The organism is Pantoea anthophila, from assembly GCF_006494375.1.
GTDB classification, from domain to species: domain Bacteria; phylum Pseudomonadota; class Gammaproteobacteria; order Enterobacterales; family Enterobacteriaceae; genus Pantoea; species Pantoea anthophila.
Genome location: NZ_VHIZ01000036.1, coordinates 182,914 through 205,250 on the forward strand (window position 1 = coordinate 182,914; position 22,337 = coordinate 205,250).

Here is a 22,337-nt window from a genome sequence, read left to right on the forward strand (position 1 = left end):
TTTATCCCGCCTGGCGGATGCGGGCAATCAGCGCATCCACATCTTCCACGTGATCGGCAGCCAGAATCAGCGTACGTCCTAAATTAATCGCGTTACCAATGCAGTCTGTGCGCATCGCCGGATCGGCAATTAGCTTCATATCCGCCACGTGGGACATCCCCACCGTGCGCCGAATCAGTTCGGTGCCGCAGTAACCGATGGTGTCCGCCCAGACCTTGCGCAGAAACGCCGCCGCATAGCCGGGCCAGGACAACGCCTCATCGCGGGTTTTCTCTGCCGCCAGCGCCAGAAAGTGCGAAGCAAACGTCGACCAGAGACGATGGACATCACTCAGCCGCTGCTCGCGCGCATCGGCTGCCTCACGCGGAGCCAGCAGCCCCGGCAGCGCGCAGTAGTTAATCAGCAGGTTGCCAATCGCCGTTCCGACATCAAACCCAATCGGGCCAAAGTAACCGAACTCCGCATCAATCGCCTTCAGGCTGCCGTCAGCCACGAAAATCGAGCCGCTATGAATATCGCCATGCAGCAGCGCTTCGGCATGCGCAAAAAAGCGATGCTTCAGCCCGCCGACGGCAATGCGCAGCGCATCGTCGTTGCGCAGGCTGGCCACCAGCGGCTCAAGCGCATCAGGGTAGCTGTTACGCTCATGATCGGTGTAGGGATCGTTAAAGAAGAGATCTTCAGTGATTTCACACATTTCCGGATTAATGAAACGCGCCACTTCCGCCTTTTTCTGATGCGGATGCAGAACGAAATCGGAGGTATGAAACAGGGTCTGTGCCAGATAAACGCCTAACTGCGCTGCGGCTTCCGGGTAGTAAGCGCCCTTCACCAGCTCGCCGCGCCAGATACGGTGGCTGGAGAGATCCTCCATCACCATCACCGCCAGCTCCGCATCATAATGCGTCACCTGCACCGTATGCTGCGGACAATATTTATAGTGCTCGACCAGGGTCTGCGCTTCCAGCCTCGCCCGATCCAGCGTCAGCGGCCAGGACTCCCCGACGCAACGCACATAGGGCAACGCCTGCTTGACCACCACCCGGCTCCGGCCCTGATCGTCATAAACTTTGAACACCAGATTAAGGTTGCCATCACCAATCTCTTCAGCGCTGCAGAGCGCGGCAGGATCGTCCACGCCGCCAAATTGCCGGGCATACTCAACAGCATCAGCAGCAGTAAAGGTACGGTATTGCGACATTGCCTGTTCCTCATCAATCGAAGGCGGGATAACCCAGGTGTAATAAGCCGTTCAGACGTCTATACATCCGTTCAGCATGTTGGCACAATACGCATCATTAACGCAACATGGATTTCACCCACAATGCAGACACTCAAAACCACCAGCTTAGAGGTTCGTGACAATCAGCTCTGGATTCTGGATCAGCAGGCGCTGCCGCAGCAAAAGAACTGGCTGCCCGCACACAGCGTCACGCAGCTGATTGACCATATTCATGCGCTGCGGGTGCGCGGTGCGCCGCTGATTGGCCTCTCTGCCTCACTGCTGCTGGCGCTGCTGGCTGAACAGGGGCAGACCCGCGCTGAACTGGCACAGGCGCTGGAACATCTGCGCGCTGCCCGGCCAACCGCCGTTAATCTGATGAACAATCTTGACCGGATGAAAGTGGCGCTGGCCCAGCCGGCGTTTGTCACTGCGCTGACGGACGAAGCGTGGCGGCTGGTGCAGGAGGATAAACAGCTCTGTGATGCGATTGCTGAAGCCGGTTGCACGCGGATCAAACCGGGCAGCCAGCTGCTCACCCACTGCAATACCGGCGGGCTGGCCACCGCGGGTGTGGGCACCGCGCTGGGCGTGATTGCCCGCGCGCATCAGCAGGGGTGGATCAAAAATGTCTGGGTGGATGAAACCCGACCGCTGTTGCAGGGCGGCCGGTTAACCGCGTGGGAGCTGGGCGAACTGGCGATTCCCTGTACCCTGATTACCGATTCCATGGCCGCCAGCCTGATGGCACGCGGCGAGGTGGATGCGGTCTGGGTCGGTGCCGACCGCATTGCCGCCAACGGTGACGTGGCCAATAAAATCGGCACCTACAGTCTGGCGGTGCTGGCCCACTATCACCAGATTCCGTTCTACGTCGCGGCTCCCCATACCACTCTGGATCGTCACTGCCCGGATGGCGCCGCCATCCCGATAGAGCAGCGCGCCGCCAGCGAAGTCACGGGCGTGGCGGGCAGTTTTGGCAGCGTGCAGTGGGCACCGGAAACGGCCAGGGTCTTCAATCCGGCCTTTGATGTGACGCCAGCCGCCCTGATCAGCGGCTGGATACTCGACACGGGGGTGGTCACGCCTGACCAGGTGCAGAGCGGCTTCTTCCAGCCGCAGTAAGCGATATCAGGCGTTTGCGGCAGCGCAGAGGTTCACCGCAAACGTCTCTCCCGCCGTGGGCCAATCAGGCCAGACGCGGATAGGCATCGGCGATCTTATCGCCGGTGAAGTGCGCCACCCAGCCTTCCTGGTTGTCGAAAATCCGGATCGCCGTGAAGTGCGGTGACGATCCCATATCAAACCAGTGGGGCGTGCCCGCAGGCACCGAGATCAGATCGTTCTTTTCGCAGAGGATCTGCAGGATCTCACCGTCAAGATGCAGACAGAACAGCCCGGCCCCCTCGACAAAGAAACGCACCTCATCTTCGCCGTGCGTATGCTCGGAAAGAAACTTCTCACGCAGCACCGTTTTCTGCGGATTGTCGGCGCGCATACTGATCACGTCCCAGCTCTGATAGCCCTTCTCAGCCACCAGCCGATCAATCGCATGCTGATAGGCCTTAATGACCGTTTCCGCATCCGGGTTCTCACCCAGATCGCGATCGGCTTCCCAGCGTTCAAAACGCACCCCTTTCGCGTTCAGGCGTTCCCGAATCGCCTCTGCTTCGGTACTGTGCCAGACCGGCTGGCTCGCTTCGCGGTCAGAAAAAATCGTCAGTGCGCTCATGCTAAATCGACTCCGGGTTAATCTGGGAAAAATCCGTCACCTGACGATGACGGCTCTCGCTGTCCGCCTCGCCACGCAGTAACTGTATCGTCTGCCAGCCCGCCTCCGCGGCGGCATCCAGCTCCTGACGAATATCAGAGAGGAACAGCAGCTGCTCCGCTGGCTGGCCGATCTCAGCGGCGATCGCGCGATAGGCTGTCACCTCGCGTTTGGCGCCGACGTGCGTATCAAAGTAGCCGCTGAAGATGTCAGTAATATCACCTTCGTCGCTGTAGCCAAATAACAATTTCTGCGCCGCAACCGAACCGGAGGAATATACATAGAGTTCAATGCCCTGCGCCTGCCAGCGGCGTAATGCAGGCAGCACATCGGGATAGAGATGGCCGGTAAAACTGCCGTTAAGATAGCCATCACGCCAGATCATGCCCTGCAGCGCTTTCAGCCCGGTGGATTTACGATCCTGATCCATAAAATCGGACAGGATCGCGATGACCGCCGCCAGATCGGCCTGCGGCTGCCCCGCTTCTTCCCGCACCGACTGCAGCGCCGCCGCGACCTCTGGCTGATGCTGATGCTCTCGCAGAAAGTCCGCCAGATGCTGACGGGCATAGGGGAACAGGATGTTGTGCACAAAGCGAATATCGCTGGTGGTGCCTTCAATATCAGTAACAATGGCGCGGATCATGCTTTCTCCAGCAGGCGACGTTGACGTTCACATTCAAATAAAAATTCCAGACCTTCCAGATGGCGGCGCGCTTCGCTGACATCCTCGCCCCAGCAGGTCAGGCCGTGGCCGCGCAGCAGGAAGCCGTAACGCAGCGGAAAGCGGGCGGCGTAATCTTCAATCTCTGACGCCAGCGCCACGATATCCTGACTGTTGTCGAACACGGGGATCGCCACTGTGTCCAGATGGGTATGCTGACCACTTAGCGATTTTTGCATCTCATAGCCGTGCAGCAGCAGCGCCGCACCCTGCTCCACCCGCGACAGCACCGTGGCATTGACCGTATGGGTGTGCAGCACGGCGCCCGCTTCAGGAAAGAGGCGATAGATCAGCGTGTGCAGACCGGTTTCGGCCGAGGGCTTACGGCCCGACAGCGACTGGCTGGTGGCGATGTCGACCTCGATAAAGTCATCACGCGTCAGCGTGCCCTTATCTTTGCCCGATTCGCTCAGCAGGCAGACATGCCCGTCGCGGCGTACCGACATATTCCCGCCGGTGGCCGGAGCCCAGCCTTTCATGCCTATCCAGTGACAGGCGGCAACCAGCTGATCTAACGGATGACTCTGCGACATAAAGGTTCCTTGCGGTGAAAGGTGATACCACGTAAGCAGGCGCTGCCAGCGCCGCTGTTGCGCGAAGCATAAAGCAGTTAAAGGCGAAATGATCCGTGTGTCAGCAAGGCGGCAAGCGCGCTTATCCCGGGGAGCTTACATGAGTAAGTGACCCGGGTAAGCAAGCGCTGCCAACGCCGGTGACGCGCGGAGCATAAAGCATTTAGACGTCTAAGCGTCTTGATTGCCAAATACTACCATCCTGTTTATAGTGGCACAAACCCCGGGTGACCCCGCTTCTCTCTTCGCGCTTAAGGCCTGACATTATGACGCAGTACAACCTGATCCCCGAGAGCAAACTTCCGGCGCTCGGCACCACGATTTTCAGCCAGATGAGTGCGCTGGCGCAGCAGCATAACGCCATCAACCTCTCTCAGGGCTTCCCCGATTTCAGCGGCCCGGACTATCTGCAGCAGCGGCTGGCCTATCACGTCAGCCAGGGCGCGAACCAGTACGCGCCGATGACCGGGGCGCTGCCGCTGCGTCAGGCGATCGCGGAGAAAACCGCGCGGCTTTATGACTATCAGCCTGATGTGGAAACGGAGATTACGGTGACGGCGGGCGCAACTGAAGCGCTCTATGCGGCGATTACCGCGCTGGTGCGTCCGGGCGATGAGGTGATCTGCTTTGATCCCAGCTACGACAGCTATGCCCCGGCGGTCACGCTCTCGGGCGGCGTCATGAAACGTATTGCGCTGCAGCCGCCCGCCTTCCGGCCAGACTGGCAGGCGTTTGCCGGGCTGCTGAGTGATAAAACCCGGCTGGTGATCCTGAACACCCCGCACAACCCGTCAGCCACCGTCTGGCAGCAGCAGGATTTTGCCGCGCTGTGGCAGGCGATTGCTGCGCGACCGGTCTACGTGCTGAGCGATGAAGTTTACGAGCATATCTGCTTCGATGAAGCGGGCCACGCCAGCGTGCTGGCCCATCCTGACCTGCGTCAGCGCGCCATCGCGGTGTCGTCGTTTGGCAAAACCTTTCACATGACCGGCTGGAAGGTGGGCTACTGCATTGCCCCGGCGGCGATCAGCGCTGAACTGCGTAAGGTGCATCAGTATCTGACCTTCTCGGTCAATACCCCGGCGCAGCTGGCGATTGCCGATATGCTGCGTGAGCATCCGGAACACTATCAGGCCCTGCCCGCCTTCTATCGCGACCGCCGCGATCGGCTGGCGAATGCACTGCGTCACAGCCGCTTCAGGGTTTTACCGTGCCAGGGCACCTACTTTTTGCTGGTGGATTACAGCGCGATCTCCGATCTGGATGATGTCAGTTTCTGCCAGTGGCTGACCCGCGAAGTGGGCGTCGCCGCGATTCCTCTGTCGGTGTTCTGCGCCGATCCCTTTCCTCATAAACTGATTCGCCTCTGTTTTGCTAAACAGCCGGCGACGTTAGATGCTGCCGCGGAGCGCTTATGTCAGCTTTAAAAATCACGCTTTTGCAGGAGACGCTGAGCTGGATGGATGGCGAAGCCAACCTGCGCCATTTTGACGAACAGCTGGCCGGAGTCACCGGACGCGATCTGATTATTCTGCCCGAGATGTTTACCACCGGCTTTGCGATGGAGGCTGCGCAAAGCTCCCTGCCGCAGGCGCGGGTGGTGGAGTGGCTGCATCAGCATGCCCGCCGCAGCGATGCGCTGGTGGGTGGCAGCGCGGCGATCCAGACCGAAAACGGCGCGGTGAACCGTTTCCTGCTGGTGGAGCCGGATGGCACGCTGCATCAGTATGACAAGCGACATCTGTTCCGCATGGCGGATGAACATCACCACTATCAGCCCGGCGAAGCGCGTCAGGTGGTGGCGTGGCGTGGCTGGCGCATCCTGCCACAGATCTGTTACGACCTGCGCTTCCCGGTTTTCTCCCGCAACCGCAACGACTACGATCTGGCGCTCTATGTCGCCAACTGGCCAGCGCCTCGCGCCTTACACTGGCAGGCGCTGCTGTTAGCGCGGGCGATTGAGAATCAGGCGTATGTCGCAGGCTGCAACCGCATCGGCAGTGATGGCAATCAGCATCACTATAGCGGCGACAGCCAGATTATTTCGCCGCAGGGCGAGATCCTGAGTGCGGCGGAGCCACATCAGCGCGCCCGGCTGGATGCGACGCTGTCGCTGGAGGCGCTGCACGCTTACCGCGAACGCTTCCCCGCCTGGCAGGATGCGGATCGCTTTTCGCTGTAAACGGCCGGCTCAGCTGCCGCGGTAGGTTGACCAGGACCAGGGGGAAATCAGAAACGGCAGATGGAAATGGCTGCCCGCCTCGGCAATCATAAAATCGATCTGCGCGCTGACGTAGAGCGCATCCCGACCGGCGGCAGCAAAATAGTCGCCGATTTCAGCGGTCAGGCGATAGTGCCCCGGCGTCAGCGGCTCCGGGGTCAGATCTTTCAGTCGTCCGTCGCTGTCCGTTTCACCCTGAGAGACGGGAAACCACCCCTCCGGGCTGTTCTGCTCCAGCGAGATGGCCACCCCACTGGCCGGTTTTCCCAGCGCCGTGTCGAGAATATGCGTGGTAACGGTACTCATTGAATCGTCTCCCTGAGGCGTAACAGTGTGATTTCACGCAGCTGATCCAGCGCCTCCTGCTGTTCAGCCTGATCGTCATTCTGCAGCCGGCGCTGCAACGCCGCCAGCATCTCCTCGCCGCTGCGCCCTTTCGCGCGAATCAGAAAGACCCGGCCAAAGCGCGCCTCATAGGCCTGATTACCCTGCTGCATCGCCTGTTGCAGGGCGTGATCGGCCTGCTGCATGGCGGACTGCTCGCCGCGCGACAGCGTCGCCTCTTTGTCTGCGCCCCGGGCGCGTTCGCCGATGCGCGGATGCGCCGACAGCGCCGCCGCCAGATCGGGCTGCTGCCACTGGCGGGCCAGCGTGTCGGCGCGGGTCAGCAGCGCGTCTGTGGTGGCAAACGGACGAGCGGCCACCAGCGACAGCTGCCAGTGCGGGATCGCCACACAATGCCGGATAGCCGCCAGCGCCTCGTCGGCCGGCAGCTGATTAAACGTCGTTAATTCCATTTTCAGCTCCGTCCGGCGATCAGCGTGACCGCCTGCAGATAGGCCTGCAGCGCCGGTGCCACATCCTGCACCGCGACAGACTCGGCCGGATGATGGCTGATGCCGCGATGGTTTCGCACAAACAGCATACCGACCGGCCAGCGTTCAGCAATGGCGATGGCGTCATGTCCGGCTCCGCTTGGCAGCGACAGGCTGCGCCCCTGCACTGTTTCAACCGCATGGCTCAGCGCCTGCTGCAGCGCAGAATCACAGGCGGTGGCTCCGATGCGATAAAATTCGTTCGACGTAAACTGCACTCCACGCCGCAGCGCAATCGCCCCGGCCTGAGTTAACAGCGTGGAGAGCAGGGTTTCCAGCGGATGATCGAGCGGGCCGCGCACATCCAGCGACAGCGACACCTCGCCAGGGATGACATTCACCGCCCCCGGGGCACAGCTGAGGGTGCCGACGGTGGCGACCAGCTGCGGATCCTGCTCACGGGTGGTCTGCTCAATAAACACCATCCACTCGGCGGCTGCGGCCAGCGCATCTTTGCGGTGGGTCATCGGCACCGTGCCGGCATGGCCCGCCTCACCGGTAAAACGGCAGTGAAGACGACGCGCCCCGTTGATGGCCGTGACCACGCCCAGCGCCAGATCCTCCTGCTCCAGGCAGGGGCCCTGCTCAATGTGCAGTTCAAGATAGCCGACGATGTCCTCTATCCGTCGGGCCGCCGCACCGATTTGCGCACTGTCGAGCCCGACATCCGCCATCGCCTGCGCCACGGTAATGCCGTTGCCATCGGGATGGGTCACCCAGCTTTGCGGCCAGCTGCCGGTAATACCGCGGCTGCCAAGCAGCGTGATGCCAAAGCGGGTTCCCTCTTCATCACCGAAACCGATCACCTCTATCGCCAGCGGCAGACGGCACTGGTGCTCATGAAGCCACTGTACGGTTTCGATGGCGCTGAGCACGCCCAGCATTCCGTCGTAGCGACCGGCGTTACGTACCGTGTCGAGATGCGAACCGAGCAGCAGCGCGGGCGCCCCCGCTTCGGCTGCCTCGTAGCGGCCACAGATATTGCCGACTTCATCCTGCCAGACCGTCATCCCCGCCGCCTGCATCCACTCCCCAACGCAGGCGTTGGCGCGCAGATGTTCCGGCGACAGATAGACGCGGGTCAGGCCCTCCGTCGTTTCGCTAATCGCTGCCAGCGCATCACAGCGCGCCATGACGCGCTGTGCAGCAGCGAGGGCTTCGCTGGCGCTCATCATCATGCCTGGCTCCCGTAGTGATCCCAGGCGGCCTGGGCTCCCGCGCCCTGCGGCGTGCGATACCCCAGGTGCGTCAGCACCGTTTCCAGCGCGGCCAGCGTCTGCAGCACGCAATCTTTACGCGCGTTATAGCCCATGGTGCCGATGCGCCAGACCTTGCCATGCAGTGGGCCAAACGAGGTGCCGATCTCAATGCCGAAATCCTCCAGCATCAGCTTGCGCACCTGGTCGCCGTTTACGCCTGACGGGATCATCACGCCCAGCACGTTGTTCATTTTGTTTTTCAGGTCGCCGAAGGTTTCCAGCCCCATCCCCTGAATGCCCTTCAGCATCGCCTCACCATGCAGTTTGTGACGGGCGATCCCGTTGTCCAGCCCCTCCTGCAGGATCAGGCGGGCACATTCGCGCGCGCCAAACAGCGCGCTGGTCGCTTCGGTATGGTGATTGAGTCGCTCCGGCCCCCAGTAATCCATGATCATGCCGAGATCGAAATAGTTGGAGTAGATCATCTCCTCCTCGCCATCCTGATGCGCCTCGGTGCGGATCCCCTGCTCCACGCATTTACGTTTGCGGATCACAGCAGCCATCTCTGCGCTCAGGGTGATCGGCGAGGTGCCGGAAGGCCCGCCCAGACATTTCTGCATCCCCGCCGAGACGGCATCCAGTCCCCAGGCATCCGTTTCCAGCGCGTTACCCGCCAGCGACGCGGTAGCATCGGTGTAGAACAGCACGCCATACTGCTTACAGATAGCACCCAGCTGCGCCAGCGGCTGCAGCATGGTGGTGGAGGTGTCGCCCTGCACCGTGAGCAGCAGGCGTGGCCGCACTTTTTTAATCGCCTCTTCAATTTGATCGGGGGTAAAGACCTCGCCCCACGGCACTTCGATGGTGTGGACGTCTGCCCGACAGCGGCGGGCGATCTCGCACAGCAGATGGCCGAAGCGGCCAAACACCGGCACCAGCACCTTATCCCCAGGCCGGATAGCGGAGAGCAGAATCGCTTCGATACCGGCGCGGGAGGTGCCATCAACCAGCAGCGTCCAGCGGTTTTCGGTGCGAAATACGCCGCGATAGAGCGCCATCACTTCGTTCATGTAGTGGGTCATCGCGGGGTCGTACTGCCCCAGCAGCTGACTCGACATGGCGCGCAGCACGCGCGGATCGGCGTTGATCGGGCCGGGTCCCATCAGCAGACGCTGTGGCGGATTAATTTGCGGGTAATGATTGATATCCATGCGGGTTTCCTTTTTTAAGACTCAGAGACGCACTGAAGAGATAAACTGCTTCAGCTCCGGCGACTGCGGCTGCGCAAACAGCGTTTTGCTGTCGCCCTGCTCCCAGACGCGCCCCTGATGCATAAAGACCACTCGATCGCCCACGTCGCGGGCGAAATTCATTTCATGCGTGACGAGGATCAGCGTCATGCCTTCCGCTGCCAGCTGCTCCAGCACTTTCAGGACTTCGCCCACCAGTTCGGGATCCAGCGCAGAGGTGATCTCATCACAGAGTAAAACTTTGGGCGTCATCGCCAGCGCACGGGCGATCGCCACGCGCTGCTGCTGGCCGCCCGAGAGGCTGGCAGGGTAATAGTTAAGGCGCTCGCCCAGCCCCACCTTCTCCAGCATCTGCGTCGCCAGCGCCCGGCATTCAGCGTCGCTTTTCTTCAGCACGCGGCGCGGTGCCAGCATGACGTTTTCCAGCGCCGTCATGTGCGGGAAGAGGTTGAAGTTCTGAAACACCATGCCAATCGAGCGGCTGATCTCACGCGCCTGCGAGTCACGACTGGTGATGGTCATGCCGCCGAGCTTGATGCTGCCCTCCTGATAGCCTTCCAGCCCGTTCATACAGCGCAGCAGCGTGCTTTTGCCCGATCCGCTGCGACCGATGATCGAGATCACCTCTCCCATGTCGATATCCAGATCCACGCCTTTCAACACATGGTTGTCGCCGTAATATTTTTGCACCTGATTAATGGTGATGAGCGGCATTGAATTTTTTCTCCAGATACTGGCTGTAGCGAGACAGCGGATAACACATCAGGAAGTAGCCCAGCGCCACCAGCCCGAAAACTTTAAACGGCTGGTAGGTCACGTTGTTCAGAATCGTGCCCGCCTTGGTCAGCTCGATAAACCCGATAATCGACGCCAGCGCGGTGCCCTTGATAACCTGTACGGCAAAACCTACCGTCGGGGCGATGCCGATGCGGATCGCCTGCGGTGCAACCACCCGCCACAGCGTCTGACCAAAAGTCAGGCCGAGGCAGCGTGACGCTTCCCACTGCCCTTTCGGCAGGGCGCGGATGCTGCCGTACCAGATATCCACCAGAAAGGCGCTGGTATAAAAAGTCAGCGCCAGCGAGGCGGCCGTCCAGGGCGCCACATCAATGCCAAATAAGCCGACGCCAAAAAAGGCCAGAAACAGCTGCATCAGCAGCGGGGTTCCCTGAAACAGCGCGGTGTAGCCCCGTATCGCACGCGTCAGCCATTTGCGCTGCAGCAGACGCAGCAGCAGCAGAGGCAGCGTCACCAGGGTTCCGCCGACAAAGGCCACCAGCGACAGTAACAGGGTCCAGCGCGCCGCCAGCAGCAGGTTGCGCACGATGTCCCAGTCGGTAAAGGTCGTCATCATGAGGGCTGCACTCCAAACCATTTACGGCCTATCGCCAGCAGCAGATGGCGCATCGCAATCGACAACGCCAGGTAGATCAGCGTGGTCACCAGATAAACCTCAAAGCTCAGAAACGTGCGTGACTGAATAAGGTTGGCGGCGAAGGTCAGCTCCTCGTAGGAGACCTGCGACACCACCGACGACCCCAGCATCACGATAATGCACTGGCTCACCAGCGCCGGATAAATCCGCTGCAGCGCAGGGGGTAACACCACCCGCAGAAAGGTCTGGCTACGGGTCAATCCCAGCACCCGCCCCGCTTCCCACTGCCCTTTCGGGGTCACCTGGATGCCGGCACGGATGATCTCGGTGCTGTAAGCGCCCAGGTTGATCAGCATCGCCAGCAGCGCCGCCTCACCGGCGGTGAGTTTCAGCCCCAGATTCGGCAGACCGAAAACGATAAAGAACAGCTGCACCACAAATGGCGTATTACGGATCAGCTCGACATAGAGGCCCCAGAGGCGGCTCAGCCAGCCCGGTTTACCGCTGCGCAGCGCCGCGCCTGCGATGCCAATCGCCACCCCACCGGTGGTCGCCAGCAGCGTCAGCTGAATGGTGACCCAGAGGCCGGAAAGCAGCTCCGGCCAGTAGGGCCACAACGCGGGAAAGTTAAGTTGCCCGGTCATGAATCTGTCCTCATGCGCCCAGGCTGGCGGGCAGTGGCGCTTTCAGCCACTCTTCGGACAGCTTGTTCAGGGTGCCATCTTTAATCCCCTGCTCAATCAGCGCATTCACCTTCGCCTTTAGCGCAGGCTCATCTTTCTTCAGACCGATAAAGCAGGGCGAATCTTTCAGCATAAACTGAGCGACCGGCGCTTTTTCCGGATTCTGGCGGGCAATGGCGGCGACTACCAGGTTGCCGGTGGCGACATACTGCACCTGGCCGGAGAGATACGCCGATAAGGTGGTGTTGTTATCTTCGTAACGTTTCACCTGCGCATCTTTCGGTGCCACTTCGCTCAGCACCATATCCTCCACCGCGCCGCGGGTAACGCCAATCGACTTGCCGCTCAGCGCGCTGGCCGCTTTGATCTCGTCACCTTTCGGTCCGAAGACGCCCAGGAAGAACGGCGCATAGGCGCGGGTAAAGTCGATCACTTTTTCACGCTCCGCATTTTTACCCATGCTGGAGATCACCAGGTCGACCTTGTCGGTTTGCAGATAAGGCACCCGGTTGGCGCTGCTGACCGGCACCAGCTGCAACTTAAGTTTCATCTGCTTTGCCAGGTACTTCGCCATGTCGATGTCATACCCCTGCGGCTGCAGATCGGTACCCACCGAGCCAAACGGCGGGAAATCCTGCGGAACGGCCACGCGGATCACACCGCGCTTCTGAATGTCCTGCAGTTGATCGGCCAGTGCGCTTCCCGCCTGTGCCATCAGTAATGCCGCTGTTGCAACCGCCATTAAAACTTTTTTCATTATGCACCCCGGTGAAATGTGATGAAACAAAAGATTCTTTAACAGGCAATCTGCAACTAATGTGCCAACAAGGGCCGCGGCGCAAAAAGGGTTAAGCGGCAAAGAGTTCACTGAAAAAGGGGCGTAACCGGGGAGGATTACGCCGCGGGCGGGCGTGTACTGAAATGGGGCAAAGCACCAAAATGGTGCCTGTTAACGGTGCTCCAGCTCGTCGAACTGCTGGTAGAGATCGGCGATCTGATGAATACGCTGCCGCCCCTGCGCCAGCATTTCATGCAGCAGCGCATTGGCAATCAGGTTAATCAGACTCATGGCCGAGCCGTAGCTGTCGAAGGCGGAAACGCTGTCGAGCGGCGTGCAGAGCTGCCAGCGTGCCAGCGCAGTGACCGTCTGCGCCTGCGGCTCACACAGCGCCAGCAGCGGTATTCCGGCCGCCTGAAGCTGCTGCATCAGCGGACGGATGATGCGGGTACGGCGGCGAAACGCCATCACCACCACCATATCCTCCGGGGTGATATCCACCAGCTCCTCTGCCAGCGTCTGGCCTGGCTGCGGCAGGATAAAGACCTGCGAGCGCGCCTGCACCAGCTGCTGTCGCAGATGCAGCGCCACCGGATAGGCGTTGCGCATGCCGATGATAAAGACGCGCTTCGCCTGCGCCAGCTGCTGGATCACATCGTTAAACTGACGGGCATCCAGGCTGTTGACCCACTGTGTCAGGTTCGCCATCTCCTGCTTGTAGTGGCGCGCCAGCAGCGTGTTGCCCTGCACCGCATCCCGGTTATCGGTGAGCGGCATGCCGCTCTGACGCAGGATGCGCAGCTCATCGCGCATATCCTTGTACTTCTCATATCCCAGACGCTTAAACAGCCTGCTGACCGTGGCTTTCGACACGCCGCTGAGCCGCGCCAGCTCGGCGCTGTTGTAGCTGATCAGATCATCGAAGTGGTCAAACACGAAGTCGGCAATGCGTTGCTCCTGCGGCGAGAGCTGGGGATAGTGACTCCGGAGTCGTTCATCAAGCTGTTTCATATCGCACCCTGTAACTTTTGTTTCAGCAGAAGCTAGCACAATTTACGCCAGGTTAACCGGCGCAATGTCAGCTCAGGCTAAAAACTGGAACAGCTCTTGCTTTGCTATCGGTTCTGTTACCCGAAGAACGAGAAAAAGATGATTCAGAGTAATATGGCGCCGATGGGCATGGCGGTGACGCCGCACCATCTGGCGAGTGAGAGCGCGCTGGCGGTGCTGCGTGACGGCGGCAACGCCATCGAAGCGATGGTGGCGGCAGCCGCGACTATCGCCGTGGTCTACCCGCACATGAATGGGCTGGGCGGGGATGGGTTCTGGCTGATCCTGCCACCCGGCGGCGATCCCGTCGCTATCGACGCCAGCGGTGCCGCCGGTTCGCTGGCGCATCCGGATTTCTATGCCGGTCACCCCAGAATCCCTCATCGCGGGCCGAAAGCGGCGCTGACCGTCGCCGGTACGGTCAGCGGCTGGCAGGAGGCGCTGACCATCGCCGCTGAATCCGGCAGCCCGCTGCTGCCGCTGGCGCGTCTGCTGCGCGATGCGATTCGCTACGCCTCGGACGGTATTCCGGTCACCGCCTCTCAGACCGCCGCCACGACGAACTTCCGCAGTGAGTTACAGCATCAGCCCGGCTTCAGCACCACCTTTATGCCTGATGGCGAGGTGCCGCAGCCTGGCAGCCGTTTTACCCAGCCTGCGCTGGCACAGACCCTGAGCCAGCTTACCGAACAGGGGCTGGACAGCTTCTATCGCGGCCCGCTGGCGCACCATATGGCTGATGAAATGGCCACGCTTGGCATGCCGGTCACCCTGGCCGATCTGCAGCAGCATCGCGCCCGTCGCACCACGCCCCTGCACCTCGCACACAGCGAAGGCGACATCTGGAATATCGCCCCGCCGACCCAGGGCCTCGTCTCGCTGGCGATCCTTGGCATTACCGATCGCCTGGAGATGGCCGGGGCTGACGAAGCGCAGACGGTGCACCGCATCGTGGAAGCCACCAAAAAAGCCTTTGCGCTGCGTGACCGGCACATTACCGATCCGCGTCACGTCACCGAAGATGTGCAGGCGCTGCTGGCTGAGGACGCCCTCGCCACCCTCGCCAGCCAGATCAAAGATGGCGAGGCGGCAAACTGGGGCAGCGGCCGCGGGCCGGGCGATACGGTCTGGATGGGTGTGATGGACAGTAGCGGGCTTGCCGTCTCCTTTATTCAGAGCATCTATCACGAGTTTGGCAGCGGGGTCGTCCTGCCTGGCACGGGCATCACCTGGCAGAACCGGGGAGCCGCATTCAGCCTCGATCCTGACCATCTGCTGGCGCTGGCACCCGGCAAACAGCCCTTCCATACCCTGAACCCCGCCGCCGCACGGCTGAAAGATGGCCGGACGCTGGTTTATGGCGCAATGGGCGGAGATGGTCAGCCGCAGACCCAGGCAGCGATTTTTACCCGCCATGTGATTCAGGGGTTGCCGCTGCAGCAGGCGGTCAGTGCACCGCGCTGGCTGCTGGGGCGTACCTGGGGCCAGTCATCAGACTCGCTGAAGCTGGAAGGCCGCATTGCCGACGAAACCGTCGCACAGCTGCGCCAGTGGGGGCACGAGGTAGAACGCCTGCCGGACTTCAGCGAATCCGTGGGTCATGCGGGTGCCATTGTGCGTCACTGCAACGGCATGTTTGAAGGCGCGAGCGATCCGCGCAGTAACGGCAGCGCCGCCGGTTTTTAAACAGGAGTGAATCATGAATGAACATGAGTGGGCCAGCTACATCGGCCATATGGAGCAGATCCTGCAACTGACGCTGGACGATCCCCGCCGCGCCGAGCTGCTAATCCAGCTGTCGCGTATCGCGGAGATGGCCGCACCACTGATGGCGTTTCCGCTTGATGACCGGCTGGAAGTGGCGGGAGTGTATCAGGCATGAAAACAGGTGACGTTTCGATTCAGACGCTGCAGCAGGCGATCCGCCAGGGTGAGATCAGCGCTCGCGAGGTGGCCGAACAGACGCTGCAGGCGATTGAGCAGCACAACCCGGCGCTGAATGCCTGGACGGAAATCACCGGGCCACGCATGTTGAAAGAAGCCAGCGCGGTTGATGCGCAGCGGCAGCGCGGTGAGTCCCTGCCCCCGCTGGCGGGCATTCCCTATGCGGTGAAGAACCTGTTTGATGTGGCGGGTCACAGCACGCTGGCAGGGGCCAGGCTGTTCAGCGACCGCCCTGCGGCGCAGGCGGATGCCTTCGCCATCGGCAAACTGCGCCACGCTGGCGCGCTGCTGTCCGGCATGCTGAACATGGATGCCTACGCCTATGGTTTCACCACCGAGAACAGCTATTACGGCCCGACCCGTAACCCACGCGATTTAAGCCGCGTCGCAGGCGGCTCGTCCGGGGGGTCGGCTGCCGCCGTGGCCGCCGGGCTGGTTCACTTTTCGCTGGGCACCGATACCAACGGCTCAATCCGGGTGCCCGCGTCGCTGTGCGGCATTTTTGGCCTGAAACCCACTTTTGGCCGGTTGTCACGCAGCGGCAGCCACCCCTTTGTTGCCAGCCTCGATCATATCGGTCCGCTGGCCCGGCGGGTGGAAGACCTGGCGCTGGTTTATGACCTGCTGCAGGGCGCAGACCCCGCAGATGCGTTTCAGGCCGTCCGGCCGCCAGAGGCCACGCTGCCCGGCCTGTCGCAGGGCAGTGAAGGGCTGCGCTGTGGCGTGCTGGGCGGTTTTTTTGCCCGCTGGTGCGATGAGGACGCCCGCGCGGCGGTGGCCACCGTCGCAGCCGCGCTGGAGGCGCAGGAGGAGGTGGTGATGCCGGAGGCGGAGCTGGCGCGTTCGGCAGCCTTTATCATGACCGCCGCCGAGGGGGGGAATCACTACCTGCCTGCCCTGCGTCAGAAGCCTGAGGTGTTTGAACCTAACTCACGCGAGCGTCTGCTGGCCGGCGCGATGATGCCCGGCGCCTGGTATGTGCAGGCCCAGCGCTTCCGTCGTCATTTCCAGCAGCAGGTGCTGCCGCTGTTTGATCGCTTCGATGTGCTGATCGCCCCGGCAACCCCCTGCAGCGCGATCACCATCGGTCAGCAGACGCTGTCGATTCAGGGTGAGTCGCTGCCCGCCAAAGCGAGCATGGGCATGCTGACGCAGCCCATCTCCTTCCTGGGACTGCCGGTCTGTACCGTTCCGCTGGCGACCCGAAGCGGCCTGCCGATTGGGTTACAGCTTATCGCCCGCCCGTTTAATGAAGCGGCGGCATTACGTGCCGCCTGGACACTGGAACAACGCGGCATCACCCTGCCGCAAATCACGATGGCAGGAGCCTGATGAACAGAGAGATTAATTTACCGCAGGTGGTCAGCGAGGTGACGGCGCAGTTCTGGCGTTACGAAAAGGCGCTGGTGAGCAATGACGTGGCTGAACTGGATGCGCTTTTCTGGCACGACCCGCGCACCGTGCGCCTCGGGGCCGGTGAAAACCTGTATGGCATCGATGAGATTCGCGCCTTCCGGGCTGCACGCCCCGCTGCGGGCCTCGACCGGACGCTGCGGAATACGGTGATCACCACCTTTGGCGAGGATTATGCGGTCTGCAGCACCGAATTTACCCGTGCCGGCAGTGATAAAACCGGCCGTCAGCAGCAGACCTGGGTTCGCATGCCGCACGGCTGGTGCATTGTGGCCGCCCAGGTCAGTCTTATGAGCTGATTATCGCCGGTGCGTCGCCTGGCCCGAGGGAGGCGACGCACCGGAACCGGCTTAGGGTGCCGGGTGTATCGCGATCCAGTGATCGGCGATCTGCTGGCGGGTGCAGATCCAGACGTCGTCATGCTGCTGAATGTGGTCGAGGAAATTCTGCAGCGCACGGAATTTGCCCGGACGCCCCAGCAGGCGACAGTGCATCCCGATCGACATCATCTTCGGCGCGGTCTCCCCCTCTTCATACAGCACATCGAAGCTGTCACGCAGGTAGGTGAAGAACTGCTCGGCGGTGTTAAATCCCTGCGGCGAGGCAAAGCGCATGTCATTGCACTCCAGGGTGTAGGGAATAATCAGGTGCGGCTTAACCGTGCCATCCTGACAGGTCACCTGCGTCCAGAACGGCAGGTCGTCGCCGTAGTAGTCGCTGTCGTAGCTGAAGCCGCCCTGCTCCACCACCAGCCGGCGCGTGTTCGGGCTGTCACGTCCGGTATACCAGCCGGTTGGGGCTTTCCCAAACAGATCGGTCAGCACATCCACCGCCTGCTGCATATGCTGACGTTCGGTTTTCGCATCCACGCCCTGATAGTGGAGCCAGCGCCAGCCGTGACTGACCACATCGTAGTCCGCCTGTTTAATCGCTTCGACAACCTCCGGGTGACGCGCCAGCGCCATCGCCACGCCAAACACGGTCAGCGGCAGACCGCGCTTCTGAAATTCATTGTGGATGCGCCAGAAACCGGCGCGCGAGCCGTACTCATAGAGTGACTCCATCGACATATGACGGTCGGCGTAGCTGGCGGCACCGATGATGTCGGAGAGGAACTGCTCGGAGCCGGCGTCACCGTGCAGCACACTGTTCTCCGCCCCCTCTTCGTAATTCAGGACAAACTGCACCGCCACCCGGGCGTGGTTGGGCCAGGCGGCGTGCGGCGGATGAGCACCATAACCGATCAAATCGCGCGGATAGTTTTTGTTAAAGCTGTACTCTTTCTTCTCTGCAGCGTCAGTCATTACTCGCTTCCTGTCTTCTGTCTGGAAAGTTCCGTTAGTTTAGATGCTGAAACGCACCTGAGAGAGGTTTCTGCAAAGGCCAGGCCAGATCGCCATGTTTGCTGGTGCCAAAGCCAAGCGCCACCAGCGACTCCACCATTTTTACGGCCGCGCCGACGCCATCAATCACCGGCAGCCCCAGCTCCTGCGTCAGGGAGGCGGCCAGCGTCGCCATGCCGCCACAGCCGAGCACAATCGCGCCGCTGCCATCTTCCCGTTTGGCCTGGAGGCAACGCTCACGCACTTTTTCCTGCGCCAGTCCGCTGCCATCCTCCAGCGCCAGTACCGGCAGATCGATGGCATGCAGCGCGGCACAGTGATGGGTAAAGCCATACTGCTGCAGAAGATGACGGGCAATCACCAGCGTGCGCGGCAGCGTGGTGACAATCGAAAAGCGCGTCGCCAGCAACGTGGCGGTGTGCATCGCCGCTTCTGCGATACCGATGACCGGCCCGCTGGCCAGCTCGCGCGCCGCCAGTAACCCCGGATCGCCAAAACAGGCAATCACATGTCCGCTCACGCCCTGCTCCCGCCCCAGTCTGACCTGCTCCAGCACCCCGATGGCCGCGATCGCCTCATCAAAATGCCCTTCAATGGAAGGCACGCCCTGCGAGGGTGAAACGGCCAGAATGTCGGTGCCGGGTGCGGCAACCGCACGGGCAGCCTGAGCGATGGTTTCGGTCATCGCCAGGCTGGTGTTGGGGTTAATGACCTGAATCAGGCTCATGAGGCCGCTCCTTTGCCCGTGGCAAACAGTCGTGAAAAGTCGGGCAGCGTTTCACCGCTGCGCTCAAAGTGCAGGCTGGAAACAATATGCTCAAAATGGTGCTGCAGCGCCTCAGTCAGTGGCTGCAGCGCACGTGCCCGTAACAGGGTCAGCAGATGTGTGTGGTCGTCACAGCGGCAGCCGCGCTGCCACGGCGCGCCATAGGCGGCAATCACCAGCGACGAGCGCTGCGTCAGGCTGGTCACCATGCCGGTGAGCACCTGATTGCCGGAAATCGCCTGCAGCTGAATATGAAAGGCTGCCGAAAGCCGGATGGCTGCCGGGCCATCATGCGCGGCGTGGGCCTGATTCTCCTGTGCGATAAGCTGTTCCAGCGCCACCAGATGCGGGGGCTGCAGATGGGCCAGCACGGCGTGCAGATTGGCGCACTCCATTAAACTGCGGGTGGCGAAGATCTCCCGCGCCTCTTCAACGCCAGGGGTGGCGACCTGCGCACCACGTTTGGGCGTCAGGGTGACCATTTGCACCGCCGCAAGGCGCTGCAGTACTTTGCGAATGCCGGTGCGGCTGACTCCAAACACGCCGGAGAGCGCCTCTTCCGGCAGTTTACTGCCCGGCGGCAGCTGATGCTCCACAATGGCGGTCATCAGCGCCTGGTAGATCCCTTCATCTTTATCCTGCGTTCTGGCGGCGTCTCGCTGGCCTGTTTTACTTGTCATTACCTGCTCCGGAAGCTCTCTGTACGCCACATATCGTATACGTGAACAGCAAATATTGTATACAGGAAAAGAAATCTGGCCTGAATCCTGCAATACCCCTTTACCAGATTATTCATTTCACTCTCGGGTAGAGGAGCAGGTTTCATGCCAAATCATTCCACGGTGGCCAGCACGGCCTCTGACGCTAACGCCAGTTACAGCCCACGTCTCTGTAACGACGATCTGGCGCCCACCCGCGACCAGAACTGGTCGTGGTACAACATTTTTTCGTTCTGGATGTCAGATGTCCACAGCATGGGCGGCTATGTGGTGGCGGCCAGCTTCTTCACGCTGGGATTAGCCAGCTGGCAGGTGCTGCTCTGCCTGCTGGCCGGGATCTGCATCGTGCAGATCTGTGCCAATCTGGTGGCAAAACCAAGCCAGATGGCAGGCGTTCCCTATGCGGTGATCTGCCGTCAGGCGTTTGGCGTGTTTGGCGCGAATATTCCGGCGGTCATCCGCGGGCTGATCGCTTTTGCCTGGTATGGCATCCAGACCTATCTGGCGGCGAACGCGCTGATGCTGGTTCTGCTGAAGTTCGCCCCGTCACTGAACTCAATGACTGAGCCGCACTGGCTTGGCCTGTCACTGCTGGGCTGGTGCTGCTTTGGCGTGATGTGGCTGCTGCAGGCGATGGTCTTCTGGCATGGCATGAGCGCCATCAAACGGTTTATCGATGTGGCGGGTCCGGCTGTCTATGTGGTGATGGTGGCGCTGGCGGGCTGGATTGTATACAAGACCGGCTTTGATGGGATCTCTTTTACCCTCGCCAGTAAATCACTCACCCCGGGCGAGCAGACGTGGCAGATGATTACCGCAACCGCGCTGGTCGTCTCCTACTTCTCCGGGCCACTGCTGAATTTCGGTGACTTCTCCCGCTACGGCAAAAGCATGTCAGAGATCCGTCGTGGCAACCGCTGGGGCCTGCCGTTTAACTTCCTGCTCTTCTCCGTGGTGACGGTGGTCATCGTGTCGGGCACCCAGTCGCTGTTTGGTAAAATGATCACCGATCCGATCGAGACCGTGAGCATGGTCGGCAACGACCTGGCGGTAGCGATTGGGCTGCTGACGATGATTACCGCCACTATCGGCATCAACATTGTGGCGAACTTTGTCTCACCCGCTTTCGACTTCTCTAACTGTTCACCGCAGAAAATCAGCTTCCGCACCGGCGGGATGATCGCCGCGGTGGGCTCGGTGCTGTTAACGCCGTGGAACCTGTTCCAGTCGCCTGAACTGATTCACTACACCCTGGATGTCCTGGGCTCCTTTATCGGGCCGCTGTTCGGGATTCTGCTGACCGATTTCTACCTGATCAAACGCGGACGCATCTCGGTCGACGACCTGTTTAACGCCACGCCAGCGGGCCGGTACTGGTATCGCGGCGGGTTTAACCCTAAAGCGATCGCCGCGCTGCTGCCGTCGGTGGCCATCTGCCTGGTGATCAGCTTCATCCCTTCCCTGCATCAGGTGGCGAACTTCAGCTGGTTTATCGGAGCCGGTCTGGCGGCAGGCTGCTACCGCTTTATCGCCCGTGAAGAGCGGGAAGCGGCAGACAGTGCGCGCTGGCAGGGTGAGGTCGTGGCGCAGAAAGAGTAACCCGCCACGGAATCGCAGACAGCAAAAAGCCGATTCATTTCTGAATCGGCTTTTTTAAAGAGATTGGCGGAACGGACGGAATTCGCCTTCAGCAACCAACGCTATAAAAACAAACAAATTACCTGTCATTCCTAATCGCTATGGGCCATGCCATAGTCCATTTTAGAAACGGTTAGCAAGAAGAAATTTCAAAACCCAGACTGACTGGACGATTTCTGATCCATGGCATGATGGAACGTCTTCTGACTACACAGGAGCGTTAACCCTGCAACCCAATGCATTATAGTGTCGCCGAAAAAGTATTCAGCGCCGGGCAGGAATGACACCCTTTCTTTCGAAAAAACAGACATGCTTGCAAAAAACGGCCTGTAATACCTACAGGAGCGTTTTCATTTAAAAATGAGGGATTGCATTACCAGCTTCCTATTTCCTCCTTCCTGCGCGCTTCACGAAGCCGCTTTTTTGAATAATCAGAAAAAAATGCGCAGGAAACACCCATATTGCAATAGCAGTAACGTATAGAGTGTAAGTTGGGATTTCACAGAGTTAGCATCGTGGTGAAAGCTGGTCAAGAAATGTATGCATTAGGACATCAGTTTATGCGCTTAACCTATATCCAGAAAATGAACGCCAAATAGTGAAGGGGGCAAGGCGTTTCTGGATAAGAAATATAGGTACCAATATAAAAAGTGATCTGTTGAGAATGAAGTTAATCATTCCCGATTTGGACCATTGGTTAAAGCTGTAGTAAAACAGTTTTCCATAAGCTGTATCGCTCAGATATATTACTCGATAGAGCGCCATGTATAAGCATCCAGAACATGCTGCTGATG

24 protein-coding genes are annotated in these 22,337 nt (G+C 60.4%); 8 read left to right on the forward strand and 16 right to left on the reverse strand.

What is annotated here, in order from left to right; all coding sequences use genetic code 11:
- Position 1 precedes the first annotated feature (1 nt).
- A complete protein-coding gene (gene mtnK, locus FJW00_RS07000; RefSeq protein ID WP_058956396.1) occupies positions 2 to 1,201 on the reverse strand; it encodes an S-methyl-5-thioribose kinase in 1,200 nt (399 codons plus the stop codon).
- Between the two features lie 123 nt (positions 1,202 to 1,324).
- On the opposite strand from mtnK, the gene mtnA reads away from it, so the two are divergent.
- On the forward strand, positions 1,325 to 2,347 hold the full coding sequence (gene mtnA, locus FJW00_RS07005; protein ID WP_140923342.1) for an S-methyl-5-thioribose-1-phosphate isomerase: 1,023 nt from the start codon (positions 1,325 to 1,327) through the stop codon (positions 2,345 to 2,347).
- A 64-nt stretch (positions 2,348 to 2,411) separates the two neighbouring features.
- Here mtnA and FJW00_RS07010 read toward each other — a convergent pair whose 3' ends face one another.
- Genes FJW00_RS07010 through FJW00_RS07020 form a run of 3 tightly spaced genes read right to left on the reverse strand, consistent with a single transcriptional unit; the run spans position 2,412 to position 4,250 of the window.
- Positions 2,412 to 2,954: a 1,2-dihydroxy-3-keto-5-methylthiopentene dioxygenase gene (locus tag FJW00_RS07010; RefSeq protein WP_140923343.1), complete on the reverse strand. Its 543-nt coding sequence runs from the start codon at positions 2,952 to 2,954 to the stop codon at positions 2,412 to 2,414.
- A 1-nt stretch (position 2,955) separates the two neighbouring features.
- Complete coding sequence (gene mtnC, locus FJW00_RS07015; protein ID WP_140923344.1) at positions 2,956 to 3,639, reverse strand: acireductone synthase; 684 nt, start codon at positions 3,637 to 3,639, stop codon at positions 2,956 to 2,958.
- On the reverse strand, positions 3,636 to 4,250 hold the full coding sequence (locus tag FJW00_RS07020; protein WP_009091910.1) for a methylthioribulose 1-phosphate dehydratase: 615 nt from the start codon (positions 4,248 to 4,250) through the stop codon (positions 3,636 to 3,638). The genes mtnC and FJW00_RS07020 overlap by 4 nt, the downstream gene beginning before the upstream one ends.
- A 320-nt stretch (positions 4,251 to 4,570) precedes the next feature.
- On the opposite strand from FJW00_RS07020, the gene FJW00_RS07025 reads away from it, so the two are divergent.
- A complete protein-coding gene (locus tag FJW00_RS07025; RefSeq protein ID WP_181405357.1) occupies positions 4,571 to 5,716 on the forward strand; it encodes a pyridoxal phosphate-dependent aminotransferase in 1,146 nt (381 codons plus the stop codon).
- A complete protein-coding gene (locus FJW00_RS07030) occupies positions 5,704 to 6,471 on the forward strand; it encodes an amidohydrolase (RefSeq protein WP_140923346.1) in 768 nt (255 codons plus the stop codon). The genes FJW00_RS07025 and FJW00_RS07030 overlap by 13 nt, the downstream gene beginning before the upstream one ends.
- Positions 6,472 to 6,480: 9 nt before the next feature.
- Here the strand turns inward: FJW00_RS07030 and uraH are convergent, their stop codons facing one another.
- From uraH to hpxU, 9 genes are all read right to left on the reverse strand, one after another.
- Positions 6,481 to 6,816, reverse strand: coding sequence for a hydroxyisourate hydrolase (gene uraH, locus FJW00_RS07035; protein ID WP_009091913.1), 336 nt, complete (start codon positions 6,814 to 6,816; stop codon positions 6,481 to 6,483).
- Positions 6,813 to 7,307: a 2-oxo-4-hydroxy-4-carboxy-5-ureidoimidazoline decarboxylase gene (gene uraD / locus FJW00_RS07040; protein WP_111208020.1), complete on the reverse strand. Its 495-nt coding sequence runs from the start codon at positions 7,305 to 7,307 to the stop codon at positions 6,813 to 6,815. The genes uraH and uraD overlap by 4 nt, the downstream gene beginning before the upstream one ends.
- 2 nt (positions 7,308 to 7,309) lie before the next feature.
- Complete coding sequence (hpxK, locus tag FJW00_RS07045) at positions 7,310 to 8,563, reverse strand: allantoate amidohydrolase (RefSeq protein WP_058956403.1); 1,254 nt, start codon at positions 8,561 to 8,563, stop codon at positions 7,310 to 7,312.
- Positions 8,560 to 9,795, reverse strand: a complete 1,236-nt coding sequence (gene pucG / locus FJW00_RS07050) for a pyridoxal-phosphate-dependent aminotransferase family protein (protein WP_009091916.1) — start codon at positions 9,793 to 9,795, stop codon at positions 8,560 to 8,562. Before pucG ends, hpxK begins: the two co-directional genes overlap by 4 nt.
- 21 nt (positions 9,796 to 9,816) lie before the next feature.
- Entirely contained in the window at positions 9,817 to 10,548 is a 732-nt protein-coding gene (locus tag FJW00_RS07055) for an amino acid ABC transporter ATP-binding protein (RefSeq protein ID WP_009091918.1), read from the reverse strand.
- A complete protein-coding gene (locus tag FJW00_RS07060) occupies positions 10,529 to 11,185 on the reverse strand; it encodes an amino acid ABC transporter permease (protein ID WP_009091919.1) in 657 nt (218 codons plus the stop codon). Before FJW00_RS07060 ends, FJW00_RS07055 begins: the two co-directional genes overlap by 20 nt.
- Positions 11,185 to 11,853: an amino acid ABC transporter permease gene (locus FJW00_RS07065; protein ID WP_009091920.1), complete on the reverse strand. Its 669-nt coding sequence runs from the start codon at positions 11,851 to 11,853 to the stop codon at positions 11,185 to 11,187. Before FJW00_RS07065 ends, FJW00_RS07060 begins: the two co-directional genes overlap by 1 nt.
- Positions 11,854 to 11,863: 10 nt before the next feature.
- Positions 11,864 to 12,649, reverse strand: coding sequence for a transporter substrate-binding domain-containing protein (locus FJW00_RS07070; protein WP_009091921.1), 786 nt, complete (start codon positions 12,647 to 12,649; stop codon positions 11,864 to 11,866).
- A 192-nt stretch (positions 12,650 to 12,841) separates the two neighbouring features.
- A complete protein-coding gene (hpxU, locus tag FJW00_RS07075; protein WP_009091922.1) occupies positions 12,842 to 13,681 on the reverse strand; it encodes a MurR/RpiR family transcriptional regulator HpxU in 840 nt (279 codons plus the stop codon).
- A gap of 138 nt (positions 13,682 to 13,819) precedes the next feature.
- Between hpxU and FJW00_RS07080 the strand changes: the two genes are divergently transcribed.
- The 4 genes from FJW00_RS07080 to hpxZ are packed head-to-tail and all read left to right on the forward strand — an operon-like array spanning position 13,820 to position 17,376.
- The gene (locus FJW00_RS07080; RefSeq protein ID WP_140923347.1) at positions 13,820 to 15,406 is read left to right on the forward strand and encodes a gamma-glutamyltransferase family protein; all 1,587 of its coding nucleotides are present in this window, start codon (positions 13,820 to 13,822) and stop codon (positions 15,404 to 15,406) included.
- A 13-nt stretch (positions 15,407 to 15,419) separates the two neighbouring features.
- Positions 15,420 to 15,602, forward strand: a complete 183-nt coding sequence (hpxX, locus tag FJW00_RS07085) for an oxalurate catabolism protein HpxX (RefSeq protein WP_009091925.1) — start codon at positions 15,420 to 15,422, stop codon at positions 15,600 to 15,602.
- Complete coding sequence (locus tag FJW00_RS07090) at positions 15,599 to 16,996, forward strand: AtzE family amidohydrolase (protein WP_140923348.1); 1,398 nt, start codon at positions 15,599 to 15,601, stop codon at positions 16,994 to 16,996. The genes hpxX and FJW00_RS07090 overlap by 4 nt, the downstream gene beginning before the upstream one ends.
- The gene (gene hpxZ / locus FJW00_RS07095; RefSeq protein WP_111209066.1) at positions 16,996 to 17,376 is read left to right on the forward strand and encodes an oxalurate catabolism protein HpxZ; all 381 of its coding nucleotides are present in this window, start codon (positions 16,996 to 16,998) and stop codon (positions 17,374 to 17,376) included. Before FJW00_RS07090 ends, hpxZ begins: the two co-directional genes overlap by 1 nt.
- A gap of 51 nt (positions 17,377 to 17,427) precedes the next feature.
- Here the strand turns inward: hpxZ and puuE are convergent, their stop codons facing one another.
- The 3 genes from puuE to FJW00_RS07110 are packed head-to-tail and all read right to left on the reverse strand — an operon-like array spanning position 17,428 to position 19,866.
- Complete coding sequence (puuE, locus tag FJW00_RS07100; protein ID WP_140923349.1) at positions 17,428 to 18,381, reverse strand: allantoinase PuuE; 954 nt, start codon at positions 18,379 to 18,381, stop codon at positions 17,428 to 17,430.
- Between the two features lie 34 nt (positions 18,382 to 18,415).
- A complete protein-coding gene (hpxA, locus tag FJW00_RS07105) occupies positions 18,416 to 19,147 on the reverse strand; it encodes an allantoin racemase (RefSeq protein WP_009091932.1) in 732 nt (243 codons plus the stop codon).
- Positions 19,144 to 19,866 (reverse strand): GntR family transcriptional regulator, encoded by a 723-nt coding sequence (locus FJW00_RS07110; protein WP_009091934.1) that lies wholly within the window; start codon positions 19,864 to 19,866, stop codon positions 19,144 to 19,146. Before FJW00_RS07110 ends, hpxA begins: the two co-directional genes overlap by 4 nt.
- A gap of 144 nt (positions 19,867 to 20,010) precedes the next feature.
- Between FJW00_RS07110 and FJW00_RS07115 the strand changes: the two genes are divergently transcribed.
- Complete coding sequence (locus FJW00_RS07115; RefSeq protein WP_046101291.1) at positions 20,011 to 21,504, forward strand: NCS1 family nucleobase:cation symporter-1; 1,494 nt, start codon at positions 20,011 to 20,013, stop codon at positions 21,502 to 21,504.
- Positions 21,505 to 22,337 lie beyond the last annotated feature (833 nt).